The organism is Duganella zoogloeoides, assembly GCF_034479515.1.
Lineage (GTDB): Bacteria > Pseudomonadota > Gammaproteobacteria > Burkholderiales > Burkholderiaceae_D > Rugamonas > Rugamonas zoogloeoides.
This window is the reverse complement of sequence record NZ_CP140152.1, coordinates 4,219,402-4,239,899: the sequence shown is the minus strand read 5'-3', so window position 1 is coordinate 4,239,899 and position 20,498 is coordinate 4,219,402. Positions and strand designations below refer to the sequence as shown.

17 protein-coding genes and 2 pseudogenes are annotated in these 20,498 nt (G+C 65.1%); 8 read left to right on the top strand and 11 right to left on the bottom strand.

Annotation, left to right across the window (positions count from 1 at the left end; genetic code table 11):
- Positions 1–45: 45 nt before the first annotated feature.
- From SR858_RS27785 to katG, 5 genes and pseudogenes are all read right to left on the bottom strand, one after another.
- A pseudogene (locus SR858_RS27785) lies at positions 46–373 on the bottom strand (lipase secretion chaperone).
- Positions 374–677: 304 nt separating this feature from the next.
- A pseudogene (locus tag SR858_RS18725) lies at positions 678–785 on the bottom strand (lipase); the annotation flags it as partial.
- A 24-nt stretch (positions 786–809) separates the two neighbouring features.
- Positions 810–1,106: a helix-turn-helix domain-containing protein gene (locus SR858_RS18720; RefSeq protein WP_019920518.1), complete on the bottom strand. Its 297-nt coding sequence runs from the start codon at positions 1,104–1,106 to the stop codon at positions 810–812.
- The gene (locus SR858_RS18715) at positions 1,093–1,311 is read right to left on the bottom strand and encodes a type II toxin-antitoxin system RelE/ParE family toxin (protein ID WP_322534627.1); all 219 of its coding nucleotides are present in this window, start codon (positions 1,309–1,311) and stop codon (positions 1,093–1,095) included. The genes SR858_RS18720 and SR858_RS18715 overlap by 14 nt, the downstream gene beginning before the upstream one ends.
- 45 nt (positions 1,312–1,356) lie before the next feature.
- Positions 1,357–3,600 (bottom strand): catalase/peroxidase HPI, encoded by a 2,244-nt coding sequence (katG, locus tag SR858_RS18710; protein WP_019920517.1) that lies wholly within the window; start codon positions 3,598–3,600, stop codon positions 1,357–1,359.
- Positions 3,601–3,787: 187 nt separating this feature from the next.
- Here katG and SR858_RS18705 point away from each other — a divergent pair, with 187 nt between their 5' ends.
- From SR858_RS18705 to SR858_RS18695, 3 genes are read left to right on the top strand one after another with little or no spacing between them, the layout of a single operon-like run.
- On the top strand, positions 3,788–4,297 hold the full coding sequence (locus SR858_RS18705) for a hypothetical protein (protein ID WP_019920516.1): 510 nt from the start codon (positions 3,788–3,790) through the stop codon (positions 4,295–4,297).
- A 4-nt stretch (positions 4,298–4,301) separates the two neighbouring features.
- Positions 4,302–5,081: a L,D-transpeptidase family protein gene (locus SR858_RS18700; RefSeq protein ID WP_322533726.1), complete on the top strand. Its 780-nt coding sequence runs from the start codon at positions 4,302–4,304 to the stop codon at positions 5,079–5,081.
- Positions 5,082–5,122: 41 nt separating this feature from the next.
- Positions 5,123–5,269 (top strand): hypothetical protein, encoded by a 147-nt coding sequence (locus SR858_RS18695; RefSeq protein ID WP_019920515.1) that lies wholly within the window; start codon positions 5,123–5,125, stop codon positions 5,267–5,269.
- A 15-nt stretch (positions 5,270–5,284) separates the two neighbouring features.
- Here SR858_RS18695 and SR858_RS18690 read toward each other — a convergent pair whose 3' ends face one another.
- The 3 genes from SR858_RS18690 to SR858_RS18680 are packed head-to-tail and all read right to left on the bottom strand — an operon-like array spanning position 5,285 to position 8,317.
- Positions 5,285–5,692 (bottom strand): PPC domain-containing protein, encoded by a 408-nt coding sequence (locus SR858_RS18690; RefSeq protein WP_019920514.1) that lies wholly within the window; start codon positions 5,690–5,692, stop codon positions 5,285–5,287.
- Complete coding sequence (locus SR858_RS18685; RefSeq protein ID WP_019920513.1) at positions 5,685–8,090, bottom strand: mechanosensitive ion channel family protein; 2,406 nt, start codon at positions 8,088–8,090, stop codon at positions 5,685–5,687. The genes SR858_RS18690 and SR858_RS18685 overlap by 8 nt, the downstream gene beginning before the upstream one ends.
- On the bottom strand, positions 8,087–8,317 hold the full coding sequence (locus SR858_RS18680) for an META domain-containing protein (protein ID WP_019920512.1): 231 nt from the start codon (positions 8,315–8,317) through the stop codon (positions 8,087–8,089). Before SR858_RS18680 ends, SR858_RS18685 begins: the two co-directional genes overlap by 4 nt.
- A 244-nt stretch (positions 8,318–8,561) precedes the next feature.
- On the opposite strand from SR858_RS18680, the gene SR858_RS18675 reads away from it, so the two are divergent.
- On the top strand, positions 8,562–8,912 hold the full coding sequence (locus SR858_RS18675; protein ID WP_084669803.1) for an Arc family DNA-binding protein: 351 nt from the start codon (positions 8,562–8,564) through the stop codon (positions 8,910–8,912).
- Positions 8,913–8,938: 26 nt separating this feature from the next.
- Here SR858_RS18675 and SR858_RS18670 read toward each other — a convergent pair whose 3' ends face one another.
- Both SR858_RS18670 and SR858_RS18665 read right to left on the bottom strand, forming a co-directional pair.
- Positions 8,939–9,406 (bottom strand): cyanophycin metabolism-associated DUF1854 family protein, encoded by a 468-nt coding sequence (locus SR858_RS18670; RefSeq protein ID WP_019920510.1) that lies wholly within the window; start codon positions 9,404–9,406, stop codon positions 8,939–8,941.
- Positions 9,407–9,411: 5 nt separating this feature from the next.
- Positions 9,412–11,688 carry a cyanophycin metabolism-associated ABC transporter gene (locus SR858_RS18665; protein WP_084669801.1) on the bottom strand — a complete coding sequence of 759 codons (2,277 nt, stop codon included), beginning with the start codon at positions 11,686–11,688 and terminating at the stop codon, positions 9,412–9,414.
- A 348-nt stretch (positions 11,689–12,036) separates the two neighbouring features.
- Between SR858_RS18665 and SR858_RS18660 the strand changes: the two genes are divergently transcribed.
- The 4 genes from SR858_RS18660 to SR858_RS18645 all read left to right on the top strand — a co-directional run bounded on the left by SR858_RS18660 (position 12,037) and on the right by SR858_RS18645 (position 19,580).
- Complete coding sequence (locus tag SR858_RS18660; protein ID WP_019920508.1) at positions 12,037–14,214, top strand: cyanophycin synthetase; 2,178 nt, start codon at positions 12,037–12,039, stop codon at positions 14,212–14,214.
- A 21-nt stretch (positions 14,215–14,235) separates the two neighbouring features.
- Positions 14,236–16,800, top strand: a complete 2,565-nt coding sequence (gene cphA / locus SR858_RS18655; protein WP_026637043.1) for a cyanophycin synthetase — start codon at positions 14,236–14,238, stop codon at positions 16,798–16,800.
- A 158-nt stretch (positions 16,801–16,958) separates the two neighbouring features.
- Entirely contained in the window at positions 16,959–18,422 is a 1,464-nt protein-coding gene (locus tag SR858_RS18650; RefSeq protein ID WP_019920506.1) for a catalase, read from the top strand.
- 42 nt (positions 18,423–18,464) lie between these two features.
- Positions 18,465–19,580 (top strand): patatin-like phospholipase family protein, encoded by a 1,116-nt coding sequence (locus SR858_RS18645; protein ID WP_019920505.1) that lies wholly within the window; start codon positions 18,465–18,467, stop codon positions 19,578–19,580.
- On the opposite strand, the gene SR858_RS18640 is transcribed toward SR858_RS18645, so the two are convergent.
- Positions 19,577–20,467: a LysR substrate-binding domain-containing protein gene (locus SR858_RS18640; RefSeq protein WP_019920504.1), complete on the bottom strand. Its 891-nt coding sequence runs from the start codon at positions 20,465–20,467 to the stop codon at positions 19,577–19,579. The genes SR858_RS18645 and SR858_RS18640 overlap by 4 nt on opposite strands.
- Between the last annotated feature and the right edge of the window lie 31 nt (positions 20,468–20,498).

Below are 20,498 nucleotides of genomic sequence, written 5' to 3'. Positions count from 1 at the left end.
GCCAAGGCAAAAGGTAAGGCATGCCGGTGGGCGTTGCTACCCCTCCTAGATGTTCAAGGTCACCCCCACGCCCAGCGCCGCCATCTGCGCGCGCCAGGCAGTAATACGCTGCTGCCACTGCGCTTCCTCGCGATCGAGTTCCCCCAGTCGCGCTGCCGCTTGCGGCGAAAACGTCGCCGCGCAGCCAATAGACGTCATTGTCGCCACCACCGTGCGCACGCAAGTCGCGCACGGCGGCATCGAGCGCGCTGACCTGCTGCGGTGCGTCGCGAGCCAGGCGCTGGGCCGGCGGCAGCGCCGCGTCGAGCGTAGCGAGCTTGCGCTGCCGCTGCGCCTCGTCCAGCGTGCCGTCGGCCAGCACGGCCATGCGCACCACGGTGTCGTCAACGGGTGCGTCTTCCTGGCCGAACAGGCCGGCGCTTTCCTGCTGCGGATGGCGGCCAGCGGTTTTTCGCCGAGGCCTGCCAGGTAGTAGTCGAACAGGTGGCCCAATTCCACATCGATCACCAGCGCGTCGCCGGCGGCGACGGTCACGTTGCCGTCGGGCCGCGTGCCTTCCATCGAGCGCACGAACGCGAACAGATCGGGGTCTTGCTTTGGCGGTGCTGGTGCCGGCGGTTCGCCGCGCGCCAGTGACCCGGATAGCCCCAGGGCGGCGAACGCGCCGGCCGTGATCAGTGGCTATGGCCGATCAGATTGGCCTTGGCCGCGCCAGTGACAGCGAGGATTTGCCGGACTTGGGACAGCAACTGTTCGCCACGCACCTCGGTGCTGTTGGCGCCCGATATGGTGGCGGTATAGACCGCGACTTAAGCGGCCTGCGCTTCCATCTTTTTCACATCGAAATGAACCCTGTAACCAAGGGCGGAAACGATATTGACGAGCGCGTCCAAAGAAAACCGCGACACTCGGCCGCGTAGCAAATCATTTACCCGGGGTTGGGTAACGCCGCAGTGGATAGCAGCATCAGCCTGCTTCCAGGCGTTGTGACGAATAATTTCTGTGATTGAAAGCATCAACTCGGCGCGAGCCAGGAGATTCGCCGCTTCGGCTGGGGACTCTGCGATGGCATCCCAGGGATTGGCGAACGTCTCAATTTTTTCCATGTTGTTGCTCCTTCACCTGTTTATATCGGCGCTGCGCCAGATCGATATCGGACTGAGCGGTTTGCATCGTCTTTTTTTGAAATGAATGAAGCACAAAGACCGAGCCTTCGAACTGCGCTGTGTACACCATGCGGAAAGTGCCGCCCTTATCCCAAACCCTCGGGCGGCTCGTTGCCGAACCGTCCGCGCTTCCTGAGCCAGATATCGCCGGCCCTGACAGCAGCGACAGGGCCGACCGATCAAGCCATCATCAACGCCCCAACGCCATCACCTTGCCCCAAGCCGCCACAAAGTCCCCGACGAACTTCTGCTCACCATCAGCACTGCCATACACCTCGGCAATCGCCCGCAAGTGCGCGTTCGAGCCGAAGATCAGGTCGACGCGGCTGGCGCGCCAGGTGATGGCGCCGGTTTTGCGGTTGCGGCCCTCAAACGCTTCGGCTGCTGGCGATGTCGCCGTCCACACCGTGCCCATGTCGAGCAGGTTGACGAAGAAGTCGTTGGTCAGCGTGCCACGGCGGGTAGTGAACTCGCCGGCGTCGGACTGCGGGCTGTTGGTGCCCAGCACGCGCAAGCCGCCGACCAGCGCGGTCATCTCCGGTGCGGTCAGGGTCAGCAACTGGGCGCGGTCCACCAGCAGCGCTTCGGCCGGGACGGCGTAGCGCGTTTTCTGGTAATTGCGGAAGCCGTCGGCGATCGGTTCCAGCACGTCGAACGAGGCCGCGTCGGTCTGCTCCTGGGTGGCATCGGTGCGGCCCGGCTTGAAGGGGACCGTGACGGCGTGGCCGGCTTGCCTGGCCGCTTCTTCGACGGCGGCGGCGCCGGCCAGCACGATCAGGTCGGCCAGCGATACGCGCTTGCCGCCGGCAGCCTTGCCGTTGAAGTCGGCCTGCACTTTTTCCAGCGCGGCGAGCACCTTGCCCAGTTGCTCCGGCTGATTGACGGCCCAGTCCTTTTGCGGCGCCAGGCGCACGCGCGCACCGTCGGCGCCGCCGCGCAGGTCGGAACCCCGATAGGTCGAGGCCGAGGCCCAGGCCGTCGATACCAGCTCAGAAACCGTCAGGCTTGAAGCCAAGATGGCTGCCTTGAGCGCGGCGATATCGGCAGCGTCGATCAGCGGGTGATCCACTGCCGGTACCGGGTCTTGCCAGATGAAGTCTTCGGCGGGAACGTCGGCGCCGAGATAGCGGGTTTTCGGGCCCATGTCGCGGTGGGTGAGCTTGAACCACGCGCGTGCAAAAGCGTCGGCAAACTCGCCGGGGTTGGCCAGGAAGCGGCGCGAGATCGGCTCGTAGATCGGATCGACGCGCAGCGCCAGGTCGGTGGTCAGCATGGTCGGCAGCAGTTTTTTCGACGGGTCGTGCGCGTGCGGGATGACTGCCTGCGCATCCTTGGCAAACCATTGGTGGGCGCCGGCCGGGCTCTTGCCCAGTTCCCATTCGAAGCCGAACAGGTGCTCGAAGAAGTCGTTGCTCCACTGGGCCGGGGTCTTGGTCCAGGTCACTTCCAGGCCGCTGGTGATGGTGTCGCCGCCTTTGCCGCTGCCAAACTTGTTATGCCAGCCGAAGCCCTGGGCGGCGATGCCGGCCGCTTCGGGTTCGGGGCCGACGTTGTCGGCCGGGCCGGCGCCGTGGGTCTTGCCGAAGCTGTGGCCACCGGCGATCAGGGCCACGGTTTCCTCGTCGTCCATGCCCATGCGCGCGAACGTGTCGCGAATATCGTACGCGGCCAGCAGCGGATCGGGATTGCCGTCGGGGCCTTCCGGGTTCACGTAGATCAGGCCCATTTGTACGGCGGCCAGCGGATTTTCCAGGTTGCGGCTGTGGACATCGCCGTCGGCGTCGTCATCCGAGACCAGCACGCCGCCCGCTTTTTCCACGCCATCGCTGCCGTGGGCGTATCGCAGGTCGCCGCCGAGCCAGGTGGTTTCGCGGCCCCAGTACACGTCCTGGTCCGGTTCCCAGGTATCGACGCGGCCGCCCGCGAAACCAATGGTCTTGAAGCCCATGGTTTCCAGCGCGACGTTACCGGTCAAAATAATCAGGTCGGCCCACGAGATCTTGCGGCCATATTTTTGCTTGATCGGCCAGACCAGGCGGCGTGCCTTGTCGAGGCTGACGTTGTCGGGCCAGCTGTTCAGCGGTGCGAAGCGCTGCTGACCACGGCGTGCGCCGCCACGGCCATCGCCGGTGCGGTAGGTGCCCGCGCTGTGCCAGGCCATGCGGATGAACAGACCTCCGTAGTGGCCGAAATCGGCCGGCCACCAGTCCTGCGAATCGGTCATCAGGGCGGCCAGGTCGCGCTTGACGGCTGCCAGGTCGAGGCTCTCGAACTCCTTGCGATAGTCGAAGCCGGCGCCCATCGGGTCCGACTTGGCGGAATGCTGGTGCAGCAGGTCGAGGCGAAGCTGGTCGGGCCACCAGTCGCGGTTGGTGGTGCCGGCGTTGTTGGCCTGGCTGAACGGGCATTTCGATGCGCTATGGTCATTGCTCATGGTTGATCCTTGGTTGAAGAACGGACGGTTTCGTCGGTGGGCCTCATGGCACAGCAGTCTTATGATAGCTGAATGCCCGGGCGTTGCCTTCACCAGAAAGATGGGCATACCGGCAGTAATAAAAAATGCAACCTGTGGTTTATACTCGCGCGGTAAGTCCGTATCCCTTCACCCAAGGAGACATCCGATGAACACCGCACCACGCCGGCTCCTGCCGCTGATCCTGGTACTTGCCGCCTGCACCGCCACCCACGCCCAGGACCGCCAGCGGGACGACCGCGATGATCGCGGCCCCGATCTGCAACTGGTCTGTTACGGCGGCGCCGAGAAAACCACCGCCGAAGTCCACTCGGGCTACGAGTGGGACGCGCAGCAGCACAAGTACGTGCCCAAGCAAAGCGTTGAAACCGGCAAAGCCGATTTTCAGGCCACCATCACCGTCTCCATTCACGGCGATCGCGGCGATATCCAGTTACCCAAAAGCCTGATTCCGCCGCTGCATGGCGACAACCGCGATGGCTGGTGGCGCATCGATGACCTGCTCGTGGGGCACGACGAGATTCGCGGCAAGTTCCGCCTCAATGCACTGAATCAGCCGCGCCTGTCGATCAACCGCCGCACCGGAGCCATGACCGTCGATGGCATGATCAAGTTCAACGGCCGCTGCGATGCCGACGATGGCCATCGCAGGTTCTAGCAGCATGGCGCGCGTAGCATTCACGCTGGCGGCTCTCGCATACGGCGCGCTGCTGGCCGGCGCCGTTTTGGCGCAAGGCGCGAAGGTGTCGTCGCCGGTGGAACTGGCGCGGCGGGCGGATGCGCTCAAGCCGGGGCAGTGGGTGTGGGCGCCGCGTATTGCGCCCGCCGGGCCGGTGCTGGTGTACGTGGATTTGTCGCGCCAGGTCGCGACCATTTATCGCAACGGTGTGCGCATCGGCGTTTCGACCGTCTCCACGGGAAAACCGGGGCACGCCACGCCCACCGGCGTCTTCACCATCCTGGAAAAGAATGTGGAGCACCACTCCAACGCCTACAACAACGCCAGCATGCCGTACCAGCAGCGCCTGACCTGGGATGGCGTGGCCTTGCATGCGGGCGGTCTGCCCGGCTACCCGGAAAGCCATGGCTGCGTGCATTTGCCGTACGCGTTTGCGCGCGAACTGTTCGACGCCACCCGGCGCGGCACCACCGTGGTGGTGACCGGCGATGCCAGCCACGCGGTGACCACCGACAGCGCAGATGTCTTGGCGCCGTCAACCCTCGTCGGCGAACAGACCGGAGAGTTCTGGGCGCCGGAGCGCGCTGCATCGGGGCCGGTGACGATCGTCATTTCGCGCAGTGACCAGGCGGTGGTGGTGCTGAGGAATGGCGTGGAAATCGGCCGCGCCCGCGCCATCCTGCCGGCCGACAGCGATGCCACCCATGTGCTCACGCTGGGACGGATGCCACCGGCGCACCGGCATGGTTCTACGTTGGCGTAGCCGGGCATGCCAACGAATCCGGCAGGCCGGTAGATGAGGCGGTGCGCAACCGGGTGCAGGTGGCGCCGGATTTTTATGCAAAAGTGGCGCCGCTGCTGCTGCCCGGGACCACCTTGCTGGTGACTGCTGAGCCACTTTCGCAGGGCGCCGCTGGCACCCCGCTTACCGTGCTCAATGGGCGCGACTAGCACGCCTCGAACAACTCAGCGTGCGGCGCCAAGGCCCGCTTCCAGCACAAAGCTCGCCGACTCGTTGCGGCGCGCCGCGTTGCGCATCAGGTAAACACTGACGCGATAGACGGTAGCCGTCGGCGCCGTCGCATGAAACCGGTTGCCATCGCGCGAGCCCACGAACAGCGCCTCGTCCGCGCCCGCGGCGGTGACGTTGAAGTTGGCCGAGCGGTTGGCGCCTGTCAGGCGGATGTCGATCTTGGCGCCTGCCGGCACGGCAATGCTGTATTCGGCAGTCGCGCGGCCCTTGATCTTGCCGCTGATTTTCTGCAGTGGCGCTGCGTGGGTGAGCACGATCTCTTCGGGCCGTATCGGGTCGACCGCCCAGGCGCTGCCACAGGCGAGCGCTGCGCACAGCGCCGCCATCAAGAGTTTATTCATGCGGGTCTCCGGTTGGTTTGCGTACATGTATGTCGAGCTGCTGGTAGGGGATTTCGATGCCTGCAGTCTGCAGGGCGGCGAGGATGTTTTCGAGCAGCGCGCCGCGCACCTGCAGCCAGCCACCGACATCGGCCGTCCACACGCGCACGGCGAAATTGACGCCATTGTCGCCAGCGCTGGTCAGCAGCACCACCGGCGCCGGCTCGGCCGCCACGCCGGCGGTGGCGCCGGCCGTGGCATTCAGGATCGCGATCACGCGTGCCGCGTCGGTGCCATACGCAACGTTGATGGTGACCTCGAAACGGCGACTGCGGTCGTACATGGTCCAGTTGGTGAGGTTGCCGCTCAGAAGCAGGCCGTTGGGCACCACCGAGTCGGCGCCGTCGAAGGTACGGATGGTGGTGGCGCGCAGCCGGATGTCGCGCACTGTGCCGGAGATGCCGGCGGCGTCGATCACGTCGCCGGGCTGGATAGGCCGCTCGAACATCAGCACCACGCCCGACACAAAATTGTTGACCACGTTTTGCAGGCCGAAGCCGATGCCCACGCCCAGCGCGCCGAAAATGAACATCAACTGGCTGACCTTGAAGCCGGCGGCCGACAGCGCGAACAGGATCCCCAGCAGCAGCACGCCGTAGTAGCTGAGCGAGGCGATACTGTTGCCCACCCCGCGCGGCAGCCTGCTGTGGCCGGGCAGTTCCTCGCGCAGCAGGCGCCGCACTGCCTGCGCAACCCACACCGCCAGCCAGGTCGAGAACACGAAGACCACCACGTCGCCGAGGTGGAGGGATACCTCGCCGACGTCGATGCCCACGGCCAGCACTGAACTGCCGGCATTTTGCAGCGGCCTCAGCAGGCGGAAACGGTGCAGGCTGTAGACCAGCCATCCGACCAATCCTGCCACGACCAGCAGGCGGTCGCAGGCTGCCACCAGCGCCGGCCCCTGGCGGTGCACGAGGGTGCCGCCATCGGGCTCCGGCGCGCTGAGCATGCCGCGTAACAGTCCCTGGCAGGCTGTCACGCCAGCGTAGAGCAGGAGCGCCATGTAGCCGCTTTCGATCACGCCGCTGGTCAGCGTTTCGGCCAGCGAGATATTGCCGACCACGTTGCAGATGGCCGCCACCGCCAGTATCAGCAGCACACCCCATTCGAGCGGGCGCTTGAGACGTTGCAGCATGTTGTACCGCGCGGCATGCGGCGGGCAGGGTTGACGCAGCATCCAGACCGTCAAGCCCAGCGCCAGAAGGTTGAGCGCCAGCGTGAAGAGGCGGTAGAGCCCCACGTCCGCCACGATCGCCACGCCCAGGCGGTCGATCGCGTACAGACCCACGGCGATGGAGGGCGGCATACCGAGCCAGGCGGCAGTGTTTTTCGGCAGCAGGCGCAGCACCGGGATCAGTGCCAGCATCAGCACGAATTCCTCGACCAGCAGCGGCGCATCGGGCTCAAAGACCAGCACCGCCAGCAGCGACAGCAGCAGCCAGGCCGACACTGGCCGCCGCAGCGCGCTGGTGCCCGCTTCGGGCAGGCTGCCGTGGCGCCGGCTGCGCAGCGCCAGCACCAGGATCAACGGCAGCAGCAGGATCTGCAGTACACGCAGCGCTTGCTGGTTGCCGGTACTGGCAGCATTGTAGTCGTTGGCGAACCGGGCTTCGATGTCGAGGCCGCGCTGCATGGCGTCGAGCGGCGCACCTGCGCCACCGCCAATGCCCGACTGCTGCCACAGCGGCGGCACATCGATCTTCAGCAGGCGGCGGTCGATGTCATCGATGGCGGCGCCCACGTCGGCCTGGCCGCTGCGGATACGCGCCTTGATGACGCTGGCGCGCTCGGTCAGTTCGAACTGGGTGGACAAGGCCGCGCCCAGTGCCGCCTCGCACGCGTCGATCTGCACCAGCACCGCCTCGATACGGGTGGACATTACCGGCGGCAGCCCCCCGAGCGTGCCGGCGCCGCGCGCCGCCGACCAGGCCAGGCGGCGCTGCGCCAGTTGCATGGCGCTGTCGGCATATGGCGCGAAAGTGGCACGGGACTCCGCTTCCCAGCGCGCATAGCGGCGCGCATCGAATTCCCAGTGGCGGGCCAGGCTCTCGAGACGCATGATGGGCAGGGCGCGCAAGGCCGTGCCCCGGGCCGAGAGCAGCTTGGCGTTGACCGGCGCGGCGATGGCGTCGAGCGTGGCGCGCAGGCGCGCGAACGGCGGCGGCGCGGCCAGCAGCTGGCGGGCGACATCGACCAGTTGCTGGTCTTCGTCGGTTTGCTTGAGGATGTCCTGGATGGTGATGGGGGTGGCCGGCGCGCCTGGCGGCGGCGGTGCCGCTGCCGCAGTCACCAGGCCGGCAAGGGCCAGCATCATCAGCCAGATCGCCGTGGCGGCCAAACGCACAGGCAGGCTCACGGCTGCACGCGTTCCCAGGCGTAGCTGCCGCCATTGCCGGACACGGTGCGCCGCAGCCGGCCATCGGTCAGGCGATAGCTGTCGATGCGTTCGACGTCTTGCAGCCAGTGCTGGCCGATGGCATCGGGTGGGCACATCATGCGCGTGAGTGCCAGCGGACCGAGTGTGGCACGGGCGGCCAAGAGGGTGGTGCCCGCCATGGCGGCGATACGGACCAGGGTGTGCATGACAGCGTCTTCCACGGAGCGCGCCGGGTGCCGCCCGGCCGGAAACGTCGGGCTGCGACGCTATGGCTATGATACAGATGGAAATGCCGAATTGGTAAGATTCTTGGGGTGACCAAGACTCGCGCGGGTTAGCGACGAAATGTACCGCTCCAGGACCGTCTTTTCGCAGTTCCAGACCGTTTTGTCACTATTTTGAGAATTTCAGGCACTAGCGGGTTTGCCGCGTTGATGCCAAGATAGCGTCATGACAAACATCTATCGTAGTCAATTCCGCATGCCGTTTTCGCTGTTCGAAAAGTTGAAGGCAGAAGCTGGCAAGGCCGGCCGCAGCGTCAATGCCGAGCTGGTGGGGCGGCTGGAGCGAAGCCTGACGGACAGCTCCAACGACATCGATATGCGCATCATTTTCGAGGCGCTCGAACGGCTATCGCTGCGCAACCCCGAGTTGCGCTACAGCTTTGGCGTCAACCTCGGCAACCAGCGCGACGTGCGGCCGTCCGAAATCGAAAGCGGCAACTGGACCCTGGCCGCCGATCCGGACAACCCGGTGGCGGACCTGCTGGCGAAAAAACAGGCCGGGGTGCCGGCCAAGTAAGCGCCGAACCCGTGCACTGCACCGTCTTACAGGAAGCGATCCAGTAACTTCTTGCTGTGCTTGTCCAACTGGCGCACATCGCGCACCAGGAAGTGAATCCCGTGGATGTCCGAGATCAGGAGCGTATCGGCCGTCAGCCGGCGGATGTCTTCTTCGCCGCGCAGCACGAACTCGGTGTCGCCACGGTCGGTATTGACGGTCCAGGTGCACGGCGTGGCAAAGCTGGTCACGGCCACGATGCGGCTGATCTCGGGCATGAATTCGCGTCCGCTCAATTCCTCGCGCACCAGCGCGCCCACCGCTGCCGGCAAATCCTCGATACGGTCGATCCAGGCCACTTCCTTGCCGTCGTGATTGACCAGCGCAATGCCGTCTTCCGGCGCCTGCACCGGGAAGGCGCGCACCGCTGCCACGCCTTCGTGGACCACGCCATCAAGCGTGGTCAGTACCAGTTTGCCGAAGGGGTTGCGTATCAGTTCAAAGTTAATGCTCATCTGCTTCAATCCTTGCTGCCACGGTCGTCGAGGTCCGTGTCCACGTTGCGGGCTTGCGCCTGTACCAGGCGGTAGTACGCGCCTTCCTTGGCCATCAGTTCATCATGGGCGCCTTCTTCCACCACCACGCCGCGGTCCATCACCACCAGGCGGTCCGCTTTGGCCAGCGTGGACAGGCGGTGGGCAATCGCGATCGTGGTGCGGCCTTTGACCAGGTTTTCCAGCGCGCGCTGAATTTCTTTTTCGGTCTCCGAATCGACCGAGGCGGTGGCTTCGTCGAGGATCAGGATCTTCGGGTCGATCAGCAGCGCACGCGCGATCGAGATGCGCTGGCGCTCGCCGCCGGACAGGCCCTGGCCGCGTTCACCGACCATCGAATCGTAGCCCTGCGGCAGGCGCAGGATGAATTCGTGGGCGTGCGCGGCGCGGGCGGCTGCCATGATCTCGGCGCGCGTCGCATCCGGTTTGCCGTAGGCGAGGTTCTCGGCGATGGTGCCGAAGAACAGGAACGGCTCCTGCAGCACCAGGCCGATCTGGCGGCGGTAGTCGGAAATGGCCAGCGAGCGGATATCGACGCCGTCGAGCATGATGGCGCCTTCGGCCACGTCGTAGAAGCGGCAGATCAGGTTGACCAGCGTCGATTTGCCGGAACCCGAGTGGCCGACCAGGCCCACCATTTCGCCGGCCTTGATATCGAGGTTGATGCCGCGGTTGACCGCGCGGTTACCGTAGCGGAAGCCCACTTCGCGCAAGGTGATATTGCCTTCCACCTTGGCCAGCTTGACCGGGTTGACCGGATCGGGCACCGACGACACGTGATCGAGAATATCGAAAATACGCTTGGCGGCCGACGCCGATTTTTGCGTGACCGAGACGATGCGGCTCATCGAATCGAGCCGGCCGTAGAAGCGGCTCGAGTACGCGATGAACGCGGACAGCACACCGACCGTGATATTGCCCTTCGAGACCTGGTAAATGCCGAACACCCAGATCACCAGCAGGCCCAGTTCGGTCAGGAACGACACGGTGGGCGAGAACAGCGACCAGATTTTATTGAGCTTGTCGTTGACGGCCAGGTTGTGCTTGTTGGCGGTGCGGAAGCGCGCCGCTTCGCGCGTCTCCTGGGCGAACGCTTTGACGACGCGGATGCCGGGTATGGTATCGGCCAGCACGTTGGTCACTTCGCCCCACACGCGGTCGATCTTTTCGAAACCGGTGCGCAGGCGGTCGCGCACCAGGTGGATCAGCCAGGCGATGAACGGCAGCGGCGCCAGCGCGAAGATGGCGAGATACGGATCGATCGAGAACAGGATCACGCCGGTCATGATGATCATCAGGCAGTCGGATGCGAAGTCGAGCAAATGCAGCGACAGGAACACGCAAATGCGGTCGCTTTCGCTACCGATGCGCGACATTAGGTCGCCGGTGCGCTTGCCGCCGAAGTATTCGAGCGAGAGGCGCAGCAGGTGGTCATAAGTCTCGGTGCGCAGGTCGGCGCCGATGCGCTCGGAGACCAGTGCCAGCACATAGGTCTTGGCCCAGCCGAAAATCCACGCCAGCACCGCTGCGCCCACCAGGCCGGACATGTACAGCGCCACCAGGCTCGAATCGACCGGCGTGCCGTTCTGGTACGGGATCAGCACCTTGTCCATCAGCGGGATGGTCAGATACGGCGGGATCATGTGGGCGCCGGTGGACAGCAGCATCAGCAAAAAGCCCAGGCCCAGTTGCAGTTTATAGGGGCGGGCGAAGCGCCACAGGCGGAACAGGGTCCAGGTGGACGGCGGCGTGTACACCACCTTGGTGCAGACCGGGCATTCTTCCTGGTCCGGTTCGAGCGGCGCCTTGCAACTGGGGCACATGTTGGTCTCGTCGCTGATGACCGGCTCGCCGCTGGAATGGCTGTCGCGCTGGGCGGCAAAGTGCTCGATCAGGCGGATTGCCTGCAGGTTCTGGCCCAGCGTAAAACGCCAGGCGGCCAGGCGGCCGCGCGCGGACACCAGTTCCAGGTGGCCCACGCCCGCGTGATCGTGGTGTTCCAGCGACAGATCGAACGAGAACGGCCATGCCTGCCATTGCTCCTGGCCCGGCGCGCGCGCCAGCAGGCGGGTGTTGGTAATCACGACCACACCCTTGGCGAAACGAAGTTGCTGATCCAGGTCAACCTCCAGGGCACTTACAACGTTTTCCCCTTGGGAAAGTTGTGCCTGTATATCGGAACGCCAGCGGTCGGGCAGCTCGCCGCCGACGCTCGATATGGTGGAAAGTTGTTGGCTTGTCATTGTGTGGCGTACTCCGGATTCGGGAAAAAAGCGTTGTGTGCTGAGGTGCGTGGTTAAGTGCTTACTTACATGGCAGCGGCAGTGCAGGAATTCAATCGTGCATTGTCTCTGGTAAAAGTAATGAATTACGGTATTCTGTCGCTAATAATTGACAGAAGTTAAGTCAGTACTGACTTATTTGTTCTAGCGGCAAGTATAACGCACGGACAAAGACGCTGGTACTGCTTGATGAACTTGATCAGGACATGGGTGATGCCAAATGTGATTTGGCGACAGCGATATTACAGGGTTTAAAATACGGCGCGCGGCCACGGCCCGAGCCGATAACGAAGTTATAAAGTTCGAAACATGATCAAGAAGAAAAGCATAGAAATCCTCCGCGTCACCCACTTGCGCGGCCCCAATATCTGGACCTATCGCCCGGTGATCGAGGCGTGGCTGGACATTGGCGAGCTGGAACAATACCCGTCCAACCTGCTGCCGGGCCTGTACGAGCGCCTGACCACGATCCTGCCGGGCCTGCTCGAGCACCGCTGCGGCGTGGGCGAGGTGGGCGGCTTCCTCGAGCGCCTGCGCGACGGCACCTACGCCGGCCACGTGCTCGAGCACGTGGTGCTGGAGCTGCAAAACCTGGCCGGCATGAAGACCGGCTTCGGCAAAACCCGCCAGATCGGCGAGGACACCGGCTACTACAAGATGGCGTTCCGCACCCGCCAGGAACAGGTCGGCCGCGCCGCCCTGGCCGCCGGGCGCGACCTGCTGATGGCAATGATCGAGGATCAACCGTACGACCTGGCCGCCACCGTGGCCGAACTGACCGACCTGGTTGAGACGCTGTGCCTGGGTCCGAGCACCGGCAACATCGTCGATGCCGCTACCGACCGCGCGATTCCGTCGATTCGCCTCACCGACGGCAACCTGGTGCAACTGGGCCACGGCGCCGCCCAGCGCCGCATCTGGACCGCCGAAACCGAGCAGACCAGCGCGATTGCCGAAGGCATCGCCAGCGACAAGGACCTGACCAAGTCGCTGCTGTCGTCGTGCGGCGTGCCGGTGCCCGAAGGTGAACTGGTGACCAGCGCGGAAGCTGCCTGGGAAGCCGCGCAGGACATCGGCCTGCCGGTCGTGGTCAAGCCGTACAACGGCAACCATGGCCGTGGCGTGTCGCTCAACCTGATGACCGAAGCCGATGTCACTGCCGCCTATGCGCTGGCGTCCGACGAAGGCTACAGCTCGAGCGTGATCGTCGAGCGCTTCATCGTCGGTAACGAGCACCGCCTGCTGGTCGTCGGCAAGCGCATGATCGCTGCCGCCGCCGGCGAAGCCTTGTGGATCACCGGCGACGGCGTCCACACCATCCAGCAGCTCGTCGATCTGCACATCAATATCGATCCGCGCCGTGGCGAGGAAGAAGATTTCCCCCTTAGCCTGATCAAGCCGGCGGAAGCCGGCGAAACCATCCTGGAACTCAAGCGCCAGGGCATGGACGCGCTTTCCGTGCCGCTGGACGGCCAGAAGGTGCTGATCCAGGCCAACGGCAACGTCACCACCGACGTCACCGACAAGGTGCACCCGGAAGTGGCCGCCATGGCCACGCTGGCTGCGCGCGTGGTGGGCCTCGACATCGCCGGCATCGACCTGGTGGCGTCCGACATTACCCGTCCGCTGCACGAGCAGGGCGGCGCCATCATCGAAGTCAATGCCAGCCCCGGCCTGCTGATGCACCTGAAGCCCGAACACGGCGAGCCGCGCAACGTCGGCGCCGCCATCGTGGAACAGTTGTTCAAGCAGGAAGACACGGGCCGCATCCCGGTCGTGGGCATCACCGGCACGCACGGCACCACCATGGCCGCGCGCCTGATCGCCTGGCTGCTGCAAGTGGGCGGCAAGAAGGTCGGCGTGAGCTGCGCCGACGGCCTGTACGTGAACAGCCGCCTGCTGTCGCGCGACGGCCTGTCCGACTGGGAAACCGGCGAGCGGCTGCTGCTCAACAAGAACGTGGAAGCGGCGGTGTTCGAATCGAGCGCGCGCATGATCCTCACCGAAGGCCTGGCCTACGACAAGTGCACGGTGGGCGTGGTGACCGATGTCTCCGGCCTGGAAGACGTGGCCGAGTTCCACATCGACACCGACGACAAACTGTACAACGTGCTGCGCACCCAGGTGGACGTGGTGCTGGCCAGCGGTGCCGCCGTGCTCAACGCCGCAGATCCGCAAGTGGTGGAGATGGCAGATTTGTGCGACGGCGAAGTGATTTTCTACGGCGTGGAAGAGCATCTGCCGGCCATCGTCCAGCACCGCCAGGACAGCGCGCGCGTGGTCTTCCAGCGCATCCAGGGCGACCAGCACACCATCGTGCTGGGCCAGGGCTACGTGGACATGGTCAGCCTGCCGCTGTCGCCGCTGGTGCCGCCCGAGGCCGTGCTGGCTGCGATTGCCGCCGGTTGGGCGCTGGGCCTGACGCCGGAACTGATCGCCGCCGGTTTGCGCACCTTCGATGCGAATCCGAAGCGCATCCATCACTGATACGAAAGAACAAGCAGATTTATGGAAGTCATCCGCACCCGCGCCCTTCGTGGCCCGAATCTCTGGAGCCACCACACCGCCATGGAAGTGGTCGTATCGTGCCCGCCCGACCAGCGCGCTATTGCGCAATTGCCCGGCTTCGAGCAGCGCCTGCACGCGCGCTTCCCGGCGGTCGGCGCCCTGCACGCCACCGGTGAAACCATCTCGCTGGCCAATGTGCTCGAAGCCGCAGCCCTGAGCCTGCAGGCGCAAGCCGGCTGCCCGGTCACCTTCAGCCGCACCACCGCCACGCCGGAAGAGGGCGTGTACCAGACCGTGGTGGAATACTCGGAAGAAGCCGTGGGCCGCCTGGCCGTCGCCATGGCCGAAAACCTGATCAACGCCGCGCTGAACGACACCCCCTTCGACCTCGACGCCGCGCTCACCGAACTGCGCGACCTCGACGAAGACGTGCGCCTCGGACCGAGCACCGGCTCCATCGTCAACGCCGCGCTGGCGCGCGACATCCCGATCCGCCGCCTGACCGAAGGCAGCATGGTGATGTTCGGCTGGGGTTCCAAGCAGCGCCGCATCCAGGCTGCCGAAATGGACACCACCAGCGCCATCGGCGAATCGATCGCCCAGGACAAGGAACTGACCAAGAAGCTGCTGCACGCGGCCGGCGTGCCGGTCCCGTACGGCCGCACCGTGGAAGACGAGGCGGACGCCTGGCAAGCCGCGCAGGACATCGGCATGCCGGTCGTGGTCAAGCCGAAGGACGGCAACCAGGGCAAGGGCGTGACGGTCAACGTCAATTCGAAAGAGCACCTGGAGCAGGCGTTCCGCACCGCCAAGGAATTCCGCGACGACGTGATGGTCGAGCGCTACCTTCCGGGCCACGATTTCCGCCTGCTCGTCATCGGCAACAAGCTCATTGCTGCCGCCCGCCGCGACCCGCCGCAAGTGGTTGGCGACGGCGTGCACACGGTGCGCCAACTGGTGGACCTGGTCAATGCCGACCCGCGCCGTGGCAGCGGCCACTCGACGTCGCTGACCAAGATCCGGTTCGACGACATTGCCCTGGCGCGCCTGGCGCTGCAAGACCTGGAAGCGGACTCCGTGCCAGGCAAGGGTCAGCGCGTGATCCTGCGTAACAACGCCAACCTGTCCACCGGCGGCACCGCCACCGACGTGACCGACGACGTGCACCCGGAAGTGGCGGCGCGCGCGGTGGAAGCGGCGCAGATGATCGGTCTCGATATCTGCGGCGTGGACGTGGTGTGCGAAGGCGTGCTCGAACCGTTTGACGACCGTCGCGGCGGCGTGGTGGAAGTCAACGCCGCCCCCGGCCTGCGCATGCACATCGCGCCGTCGTACGGCAAGGGCCGCGCCGTGGGCGAGGCCATCGTGAACACCATGTTCGCGCCGGGAGAAAACGGCCGCATCCCGGTCGTTGCCGTCACCGGCACCAACGGCAAGACCACCACCGTGCGCCTGATCGCGCACCTGCTCACGGCCAGCGGCCTGCGCACCGGCATGACCAACACCGACGGCGTGTACATCGAAGGCCGCCAGACCGACAGCGGCGACTGCAGCGGGCCGCGCAGCGCGCGCAACGTGCTGCTGCACCCGGACGTGGACGCGGCGGTATTCGAAAGCGCCCGTGGCGGCATCCTGCGCGAAGGCCTGGCCTTCGACCGCTGCCAGGTGGCGGTAGTGACCAACATCGGCGCCGGCGACCACCTGGGCCTGAACTACATCACCACCGTGGAAGACCTGGCGGTCTTGAAGCGCGTGATCGTGCAGAACGTCGCGGCAGACGGCTACGCGGTGTTGAACGCGGTCGATCCGATCGTCGCCGCCATGGCCGCCAACTGCAAAGGCAAGATCATCTACTTCGGCGCGGACGCCGGCCATCCCGTCATCGCCACCCACCTGGCGCAGGGCTGCCGCACCGTGTACGTCGCGGACGGCCACCTGGTCGCTGCCGAAGGCAAGCAGCAGGTACGCATTCCGCTGGCGGAAGTGCCGATCACCCGCAACGGCGCCATCGGCTTCCAGGTCGAGAACGTGATGGCGTCGGTCGCTGCCGCATGGGGCGTGGGCATCAGCTGGGATGCGATCCGCCTGGGCCTGAAAACCTTCGCCAACGATTCCGACAACGCGCCCGGCCGCTTCAACGTGTTCGATTACAAGGGTGCGACCGTGATCGCCGACTACGGCCACAATCCGGATGCCATCCTGGCGCTGGTGCAGGCCGTAGAAACCATGCCGGCCAAGCGTCGTGGCGTGGTGATTTCCGGCGCCGGCGACCGCCGCGACGAAGACATCCGGCAGCAGACCGAAATCCTCGGTCGCGCGTTCGACGACGTGCTGCTGTACGAAGACGCGTGCCAGCGCGGCCGCGTCGATGGCGAAGTGGTGGCGCTGCTGCGCTCCGGTCTGCAAGGCGCACCGCGCACGTCGCACGTGCAGGAGATTTACGGCGAGTTCCTGGCCATCGATACGGCGCTGAGCCGCCTGCAGGAAGGGGATCTGTGCCTGATCCTGATCGACCAGGTGGAAGACGCGCTGGCGCATATCCGCAAGCGTATCGCCGAAGTCTGATCGTCAGAGTAAGCAATGAAACCGGGGTGCGTCCCCGGTTTTTTTATTGCCGGTAGCTATTGGCGTTATCTATGAAAGCCATAGATATTTATAGTTTTTATTTATCGCATCCAGCGTTTAAAATAGCCTCAGTCTATTAAACAACGAGGAGCCATAGCATGAGCCAGCCACCTATCACCACCGCCTCCGGCATCCCGGTCGCCGACAACCAGAATTCGCTGTCCGCTGGCCCGCGCGGCCCGCTGCTGCTGCAAGACTTCCACCTGCTCGAAAAACTCCAGCATTTCAACCGCGAGCGCATTCCGGAGCGCGTGGTCCATGCCAAGGGTTCGGGCGCCTACGGCACCTTCACCGTCACCCACGACATCACCCGTTTTACCAAGGCCAGGCTGTTCGCCAGCATCGGCAAGCAGACCGAGACCTTCGTGCGCTTCTCCACCGTGGGCGGCGAAAAAGGCAGTGCCGATACCGAACGCGATCCGCGCGGTTTCGCCATGCGCTTCTACACCGAGGACGGCAACTGGGACCTGGTCGGTAACAACACGCCGATGTTCTTTATCAAGGACGGCATCAAGTTCCCCGATTTTATCCACACCCAGAAGCGCGATCCGCAAACCAACCTGAAGTCGCCGACCATGATGTTCGACTTCTGGAGCAAGACGCCGGAGAGCCTGCACCAGGTGACGATGCTGTTCTCGGACCGTGGCACGCCGGACGGCTATCGCCACATGGACGGCTTCGGCAGCCACACCTTCAGCCTGATCAACGAGGCGGGCGAGCGCGTGTACTGCAAGTGGCACCTGAAGACGCAGCAGGGCATCAAGAATTTGCCAGCTGCCGTGGCCACCCGCATCGCCGGTGAAGATCCGGACTACGCCCAGCGCGACCTGTTCGGCGCGATTGCGGCCGGCGACTTCCCGCGCTGGGACGTGCGCCTGCAAGTGGCCACCGAGGCGGAACTGGCGGCATGGGAGCAGCGCACCGGCTGGAACCCGTTCGACCTGACCAAGGTGTGGCCGCATGCGGACTTCCCGTTGATCCCGGTCGGCGTGTTCGAACTCAATCGCAATCCTGTGAACTACCACGCGGAGGTGGAGCAGGCTGCATTGTCGCCGTCGAACGTGGTGCCGGGCCTGGGCTACTCGCCGGACAAGATGCTGCAAGCGCGCCTGTTCGCCTACCACGACGCCCAGCTGTACCGCGTGGGTGTGAATCACCAGCACCTGCCGGTGAACGCGCCACGCTGCCCGTTCCACAACCAGCAGCGCGACGGCGCCATGGCGATCGCCAACGGCGGCGGGGCGCAGAACTACCAGCCGGTCGATAGCAACGGCAGCAACCCGCAAGGCATGGGTCACGGCGAACCGGGGCTGGCGCTGCACGGCGCGGCAGGGCGCTACGACGGTCGCGGCAAGGAAGACGATTACACGCAAGCGGGCAACCTGTTCCGCCTGCTGCCGGCGCAAGAGCAGCAGAACCTGTTCGACAATATCGCCGGTCCGTTGTCGCAGGTGAGCGCCGAGATCATCGCCCGTCAATTGACCCACTTCGATCAGGCCGATCCGGCTTACGGCGCCGGCGTGCGCGCTGCGCTCAAGGCGCGTGGTGTGGAAGTCGCTTAACTGCACTACAATCTCCACGTTGCCACCAACGTGGAGTACCGTTTGAACCGCACCCCCGCATCCGTTTCAAACTCTGCCCAGCTTGGCCAGGTCGTCCTGGTCCTGCAGGGCGGCGGCGCTCTGGGCGCTTACCAGCTGGGCGTCTATCAGGCCATGCACGAGGCGGGGCTGGAACCCGACTGGGTGATCGGCACGTCGATCGGCGCCATCAACGGCGCCATCATCGCCGGCAATCCACCGGAGCAGCGCCTCGAGCGCCTGCGCCAGTTCTGGCAACGCATGGAGCGCAATGCGCTCGGGGTGACGTCCTTGCCGCGCAGCGTGGCCAATGCGCTCACGGTGGGGCAGGGCATTCCCGCCTTTTTCGAGCCCAACCTGTCGGCCTGGTGGAATCCCGATGCCAAGGTGGGCGTGGAGCACGCGTCGTTCTACCAGACCGCGCCGCTGCGCGCCACGCTGGAGCAACTGATCGACTACGACTACCTCAATCATCAGCAGCCGCGCTTCACGGTCGGCGCGGTCAACGCCCGCACCGGCGCCATGCGCTACTTCGACAGCAGTCGCGACGTACTCACCGCCGACCACGTGATGGCGTCGGGCGCGCTGCCGCCGGCCTTTCCCGCCGTGCGCATCGACGGTGAGCCGTACTGGGATGGCGGCATCTATTCCAACACGCCGATCGAAGCGGTGCTCGACGACGAGCCGCGCCGCAGTTCGGTGATCTTCTCGGTGCAGGTGTGGAACCCGGACGGTACCGAGCCGCAAAGCATCCTCGACGTGCTCGACAAGCAGAAGGAGATCCAGTACGCGAGCCGCTCCAGCAATATCGAACAGCAGCGCAAGCTGCACCGGCTGCGTCACGTGATCCGCGAACTGAGCCTGCACCTGCCGCCCGACGTGGCCGAACTGCCCGAAGTGCGCGACCTGTCGTGCTGGGGCTGTGGCACCACCATGCACGTGCTGTCGCTGGTGGCGCCGCGCATCGGCGGCGAGGACCATACCAAGGATATCGATTTTTCCTCGAGCGGCATCAACGCGCGCTGGCAGGCCGGGTATGAAGAGGCGCAGCGCATGATCGCCCTGCGGCCGTGGGAATCGAAGGTGGATCTGATCGAAGGCGTGGCGCTGCACACGCTGCCACCACTGTCACCGGCTTAACCCGTAGCGGCCCCCAGCACTTCCTCGCACACGTCGAGCCACGCGCGCGCCGCGTGCGACAGGTAGCCGCCCTGCCACACGTGGGCTGGCTGCCATGGCAGCGCCGGTTCCACCAGCCGCACCGCATCCAGCGGGCCAAGCGCCAGCCGATCTATGAACGGTTCCGGCAGCAGCGCCACGCCCATACCGGCCGACGCCATCGCCACCAGCCAGTCCCATTGCCCGCTTTGCGCCGCTACCTGCGGCTCGAACCCGGCTGCGCCGAACGCCGCGCGCAGCCTGCGCGTGAGCGCGAAGTCGTCGGTGAGCAGCACCAGCGGCAATCGGTCCAGCGCCTTGAACGGCAACGTGGCGCGGCTCTTGCGAAACGTGCCTTGCGCGGCCAGCGCCCACAGCGGGTAGCTGGCGATGGCGGCCGTTTGCAGTGCCAAGGCCGGGTCGGCCGGCAGCACGGTCAAGCCGATTTCCAGTTCGCCGTTGGCGACCTTGCGTTCGATGGCTTGCCCCGTGTCTTCCAGCAGCGTGAGGGTGATTTGCGGATGGCGTTCGCGGAACGCCTTCAGCACGGGCGTAAACAGCAGGTTGATCATGGGCGGGATGCCGACCGTGAGCTGGCCAAGCTCCACGGTTTGCGTGTCGTGCACTTCCTGCGCCAGGCGCCGCATCGAGGCCAGCATGTCTTCGCCGCGCGCGTACACCACGCGGCCGATATCGGTCAGCGCCAGTTTGCGGCCGTCGCGTATCAACAGCTGCGCGCCCGTTTCCTGTTCCAGCTGGCGCACCATCTTGCTGATGGTGGACTGGGTGACGTGCAGCGACTCCGCCGCCTGGGTAAAACTGTTGAGGCGCACGGTTTCGACAAAATAGCGCAGCGAGCGAAGGTCCATGAATAAAGCGACTGGGTAGCAGGAATTTAAG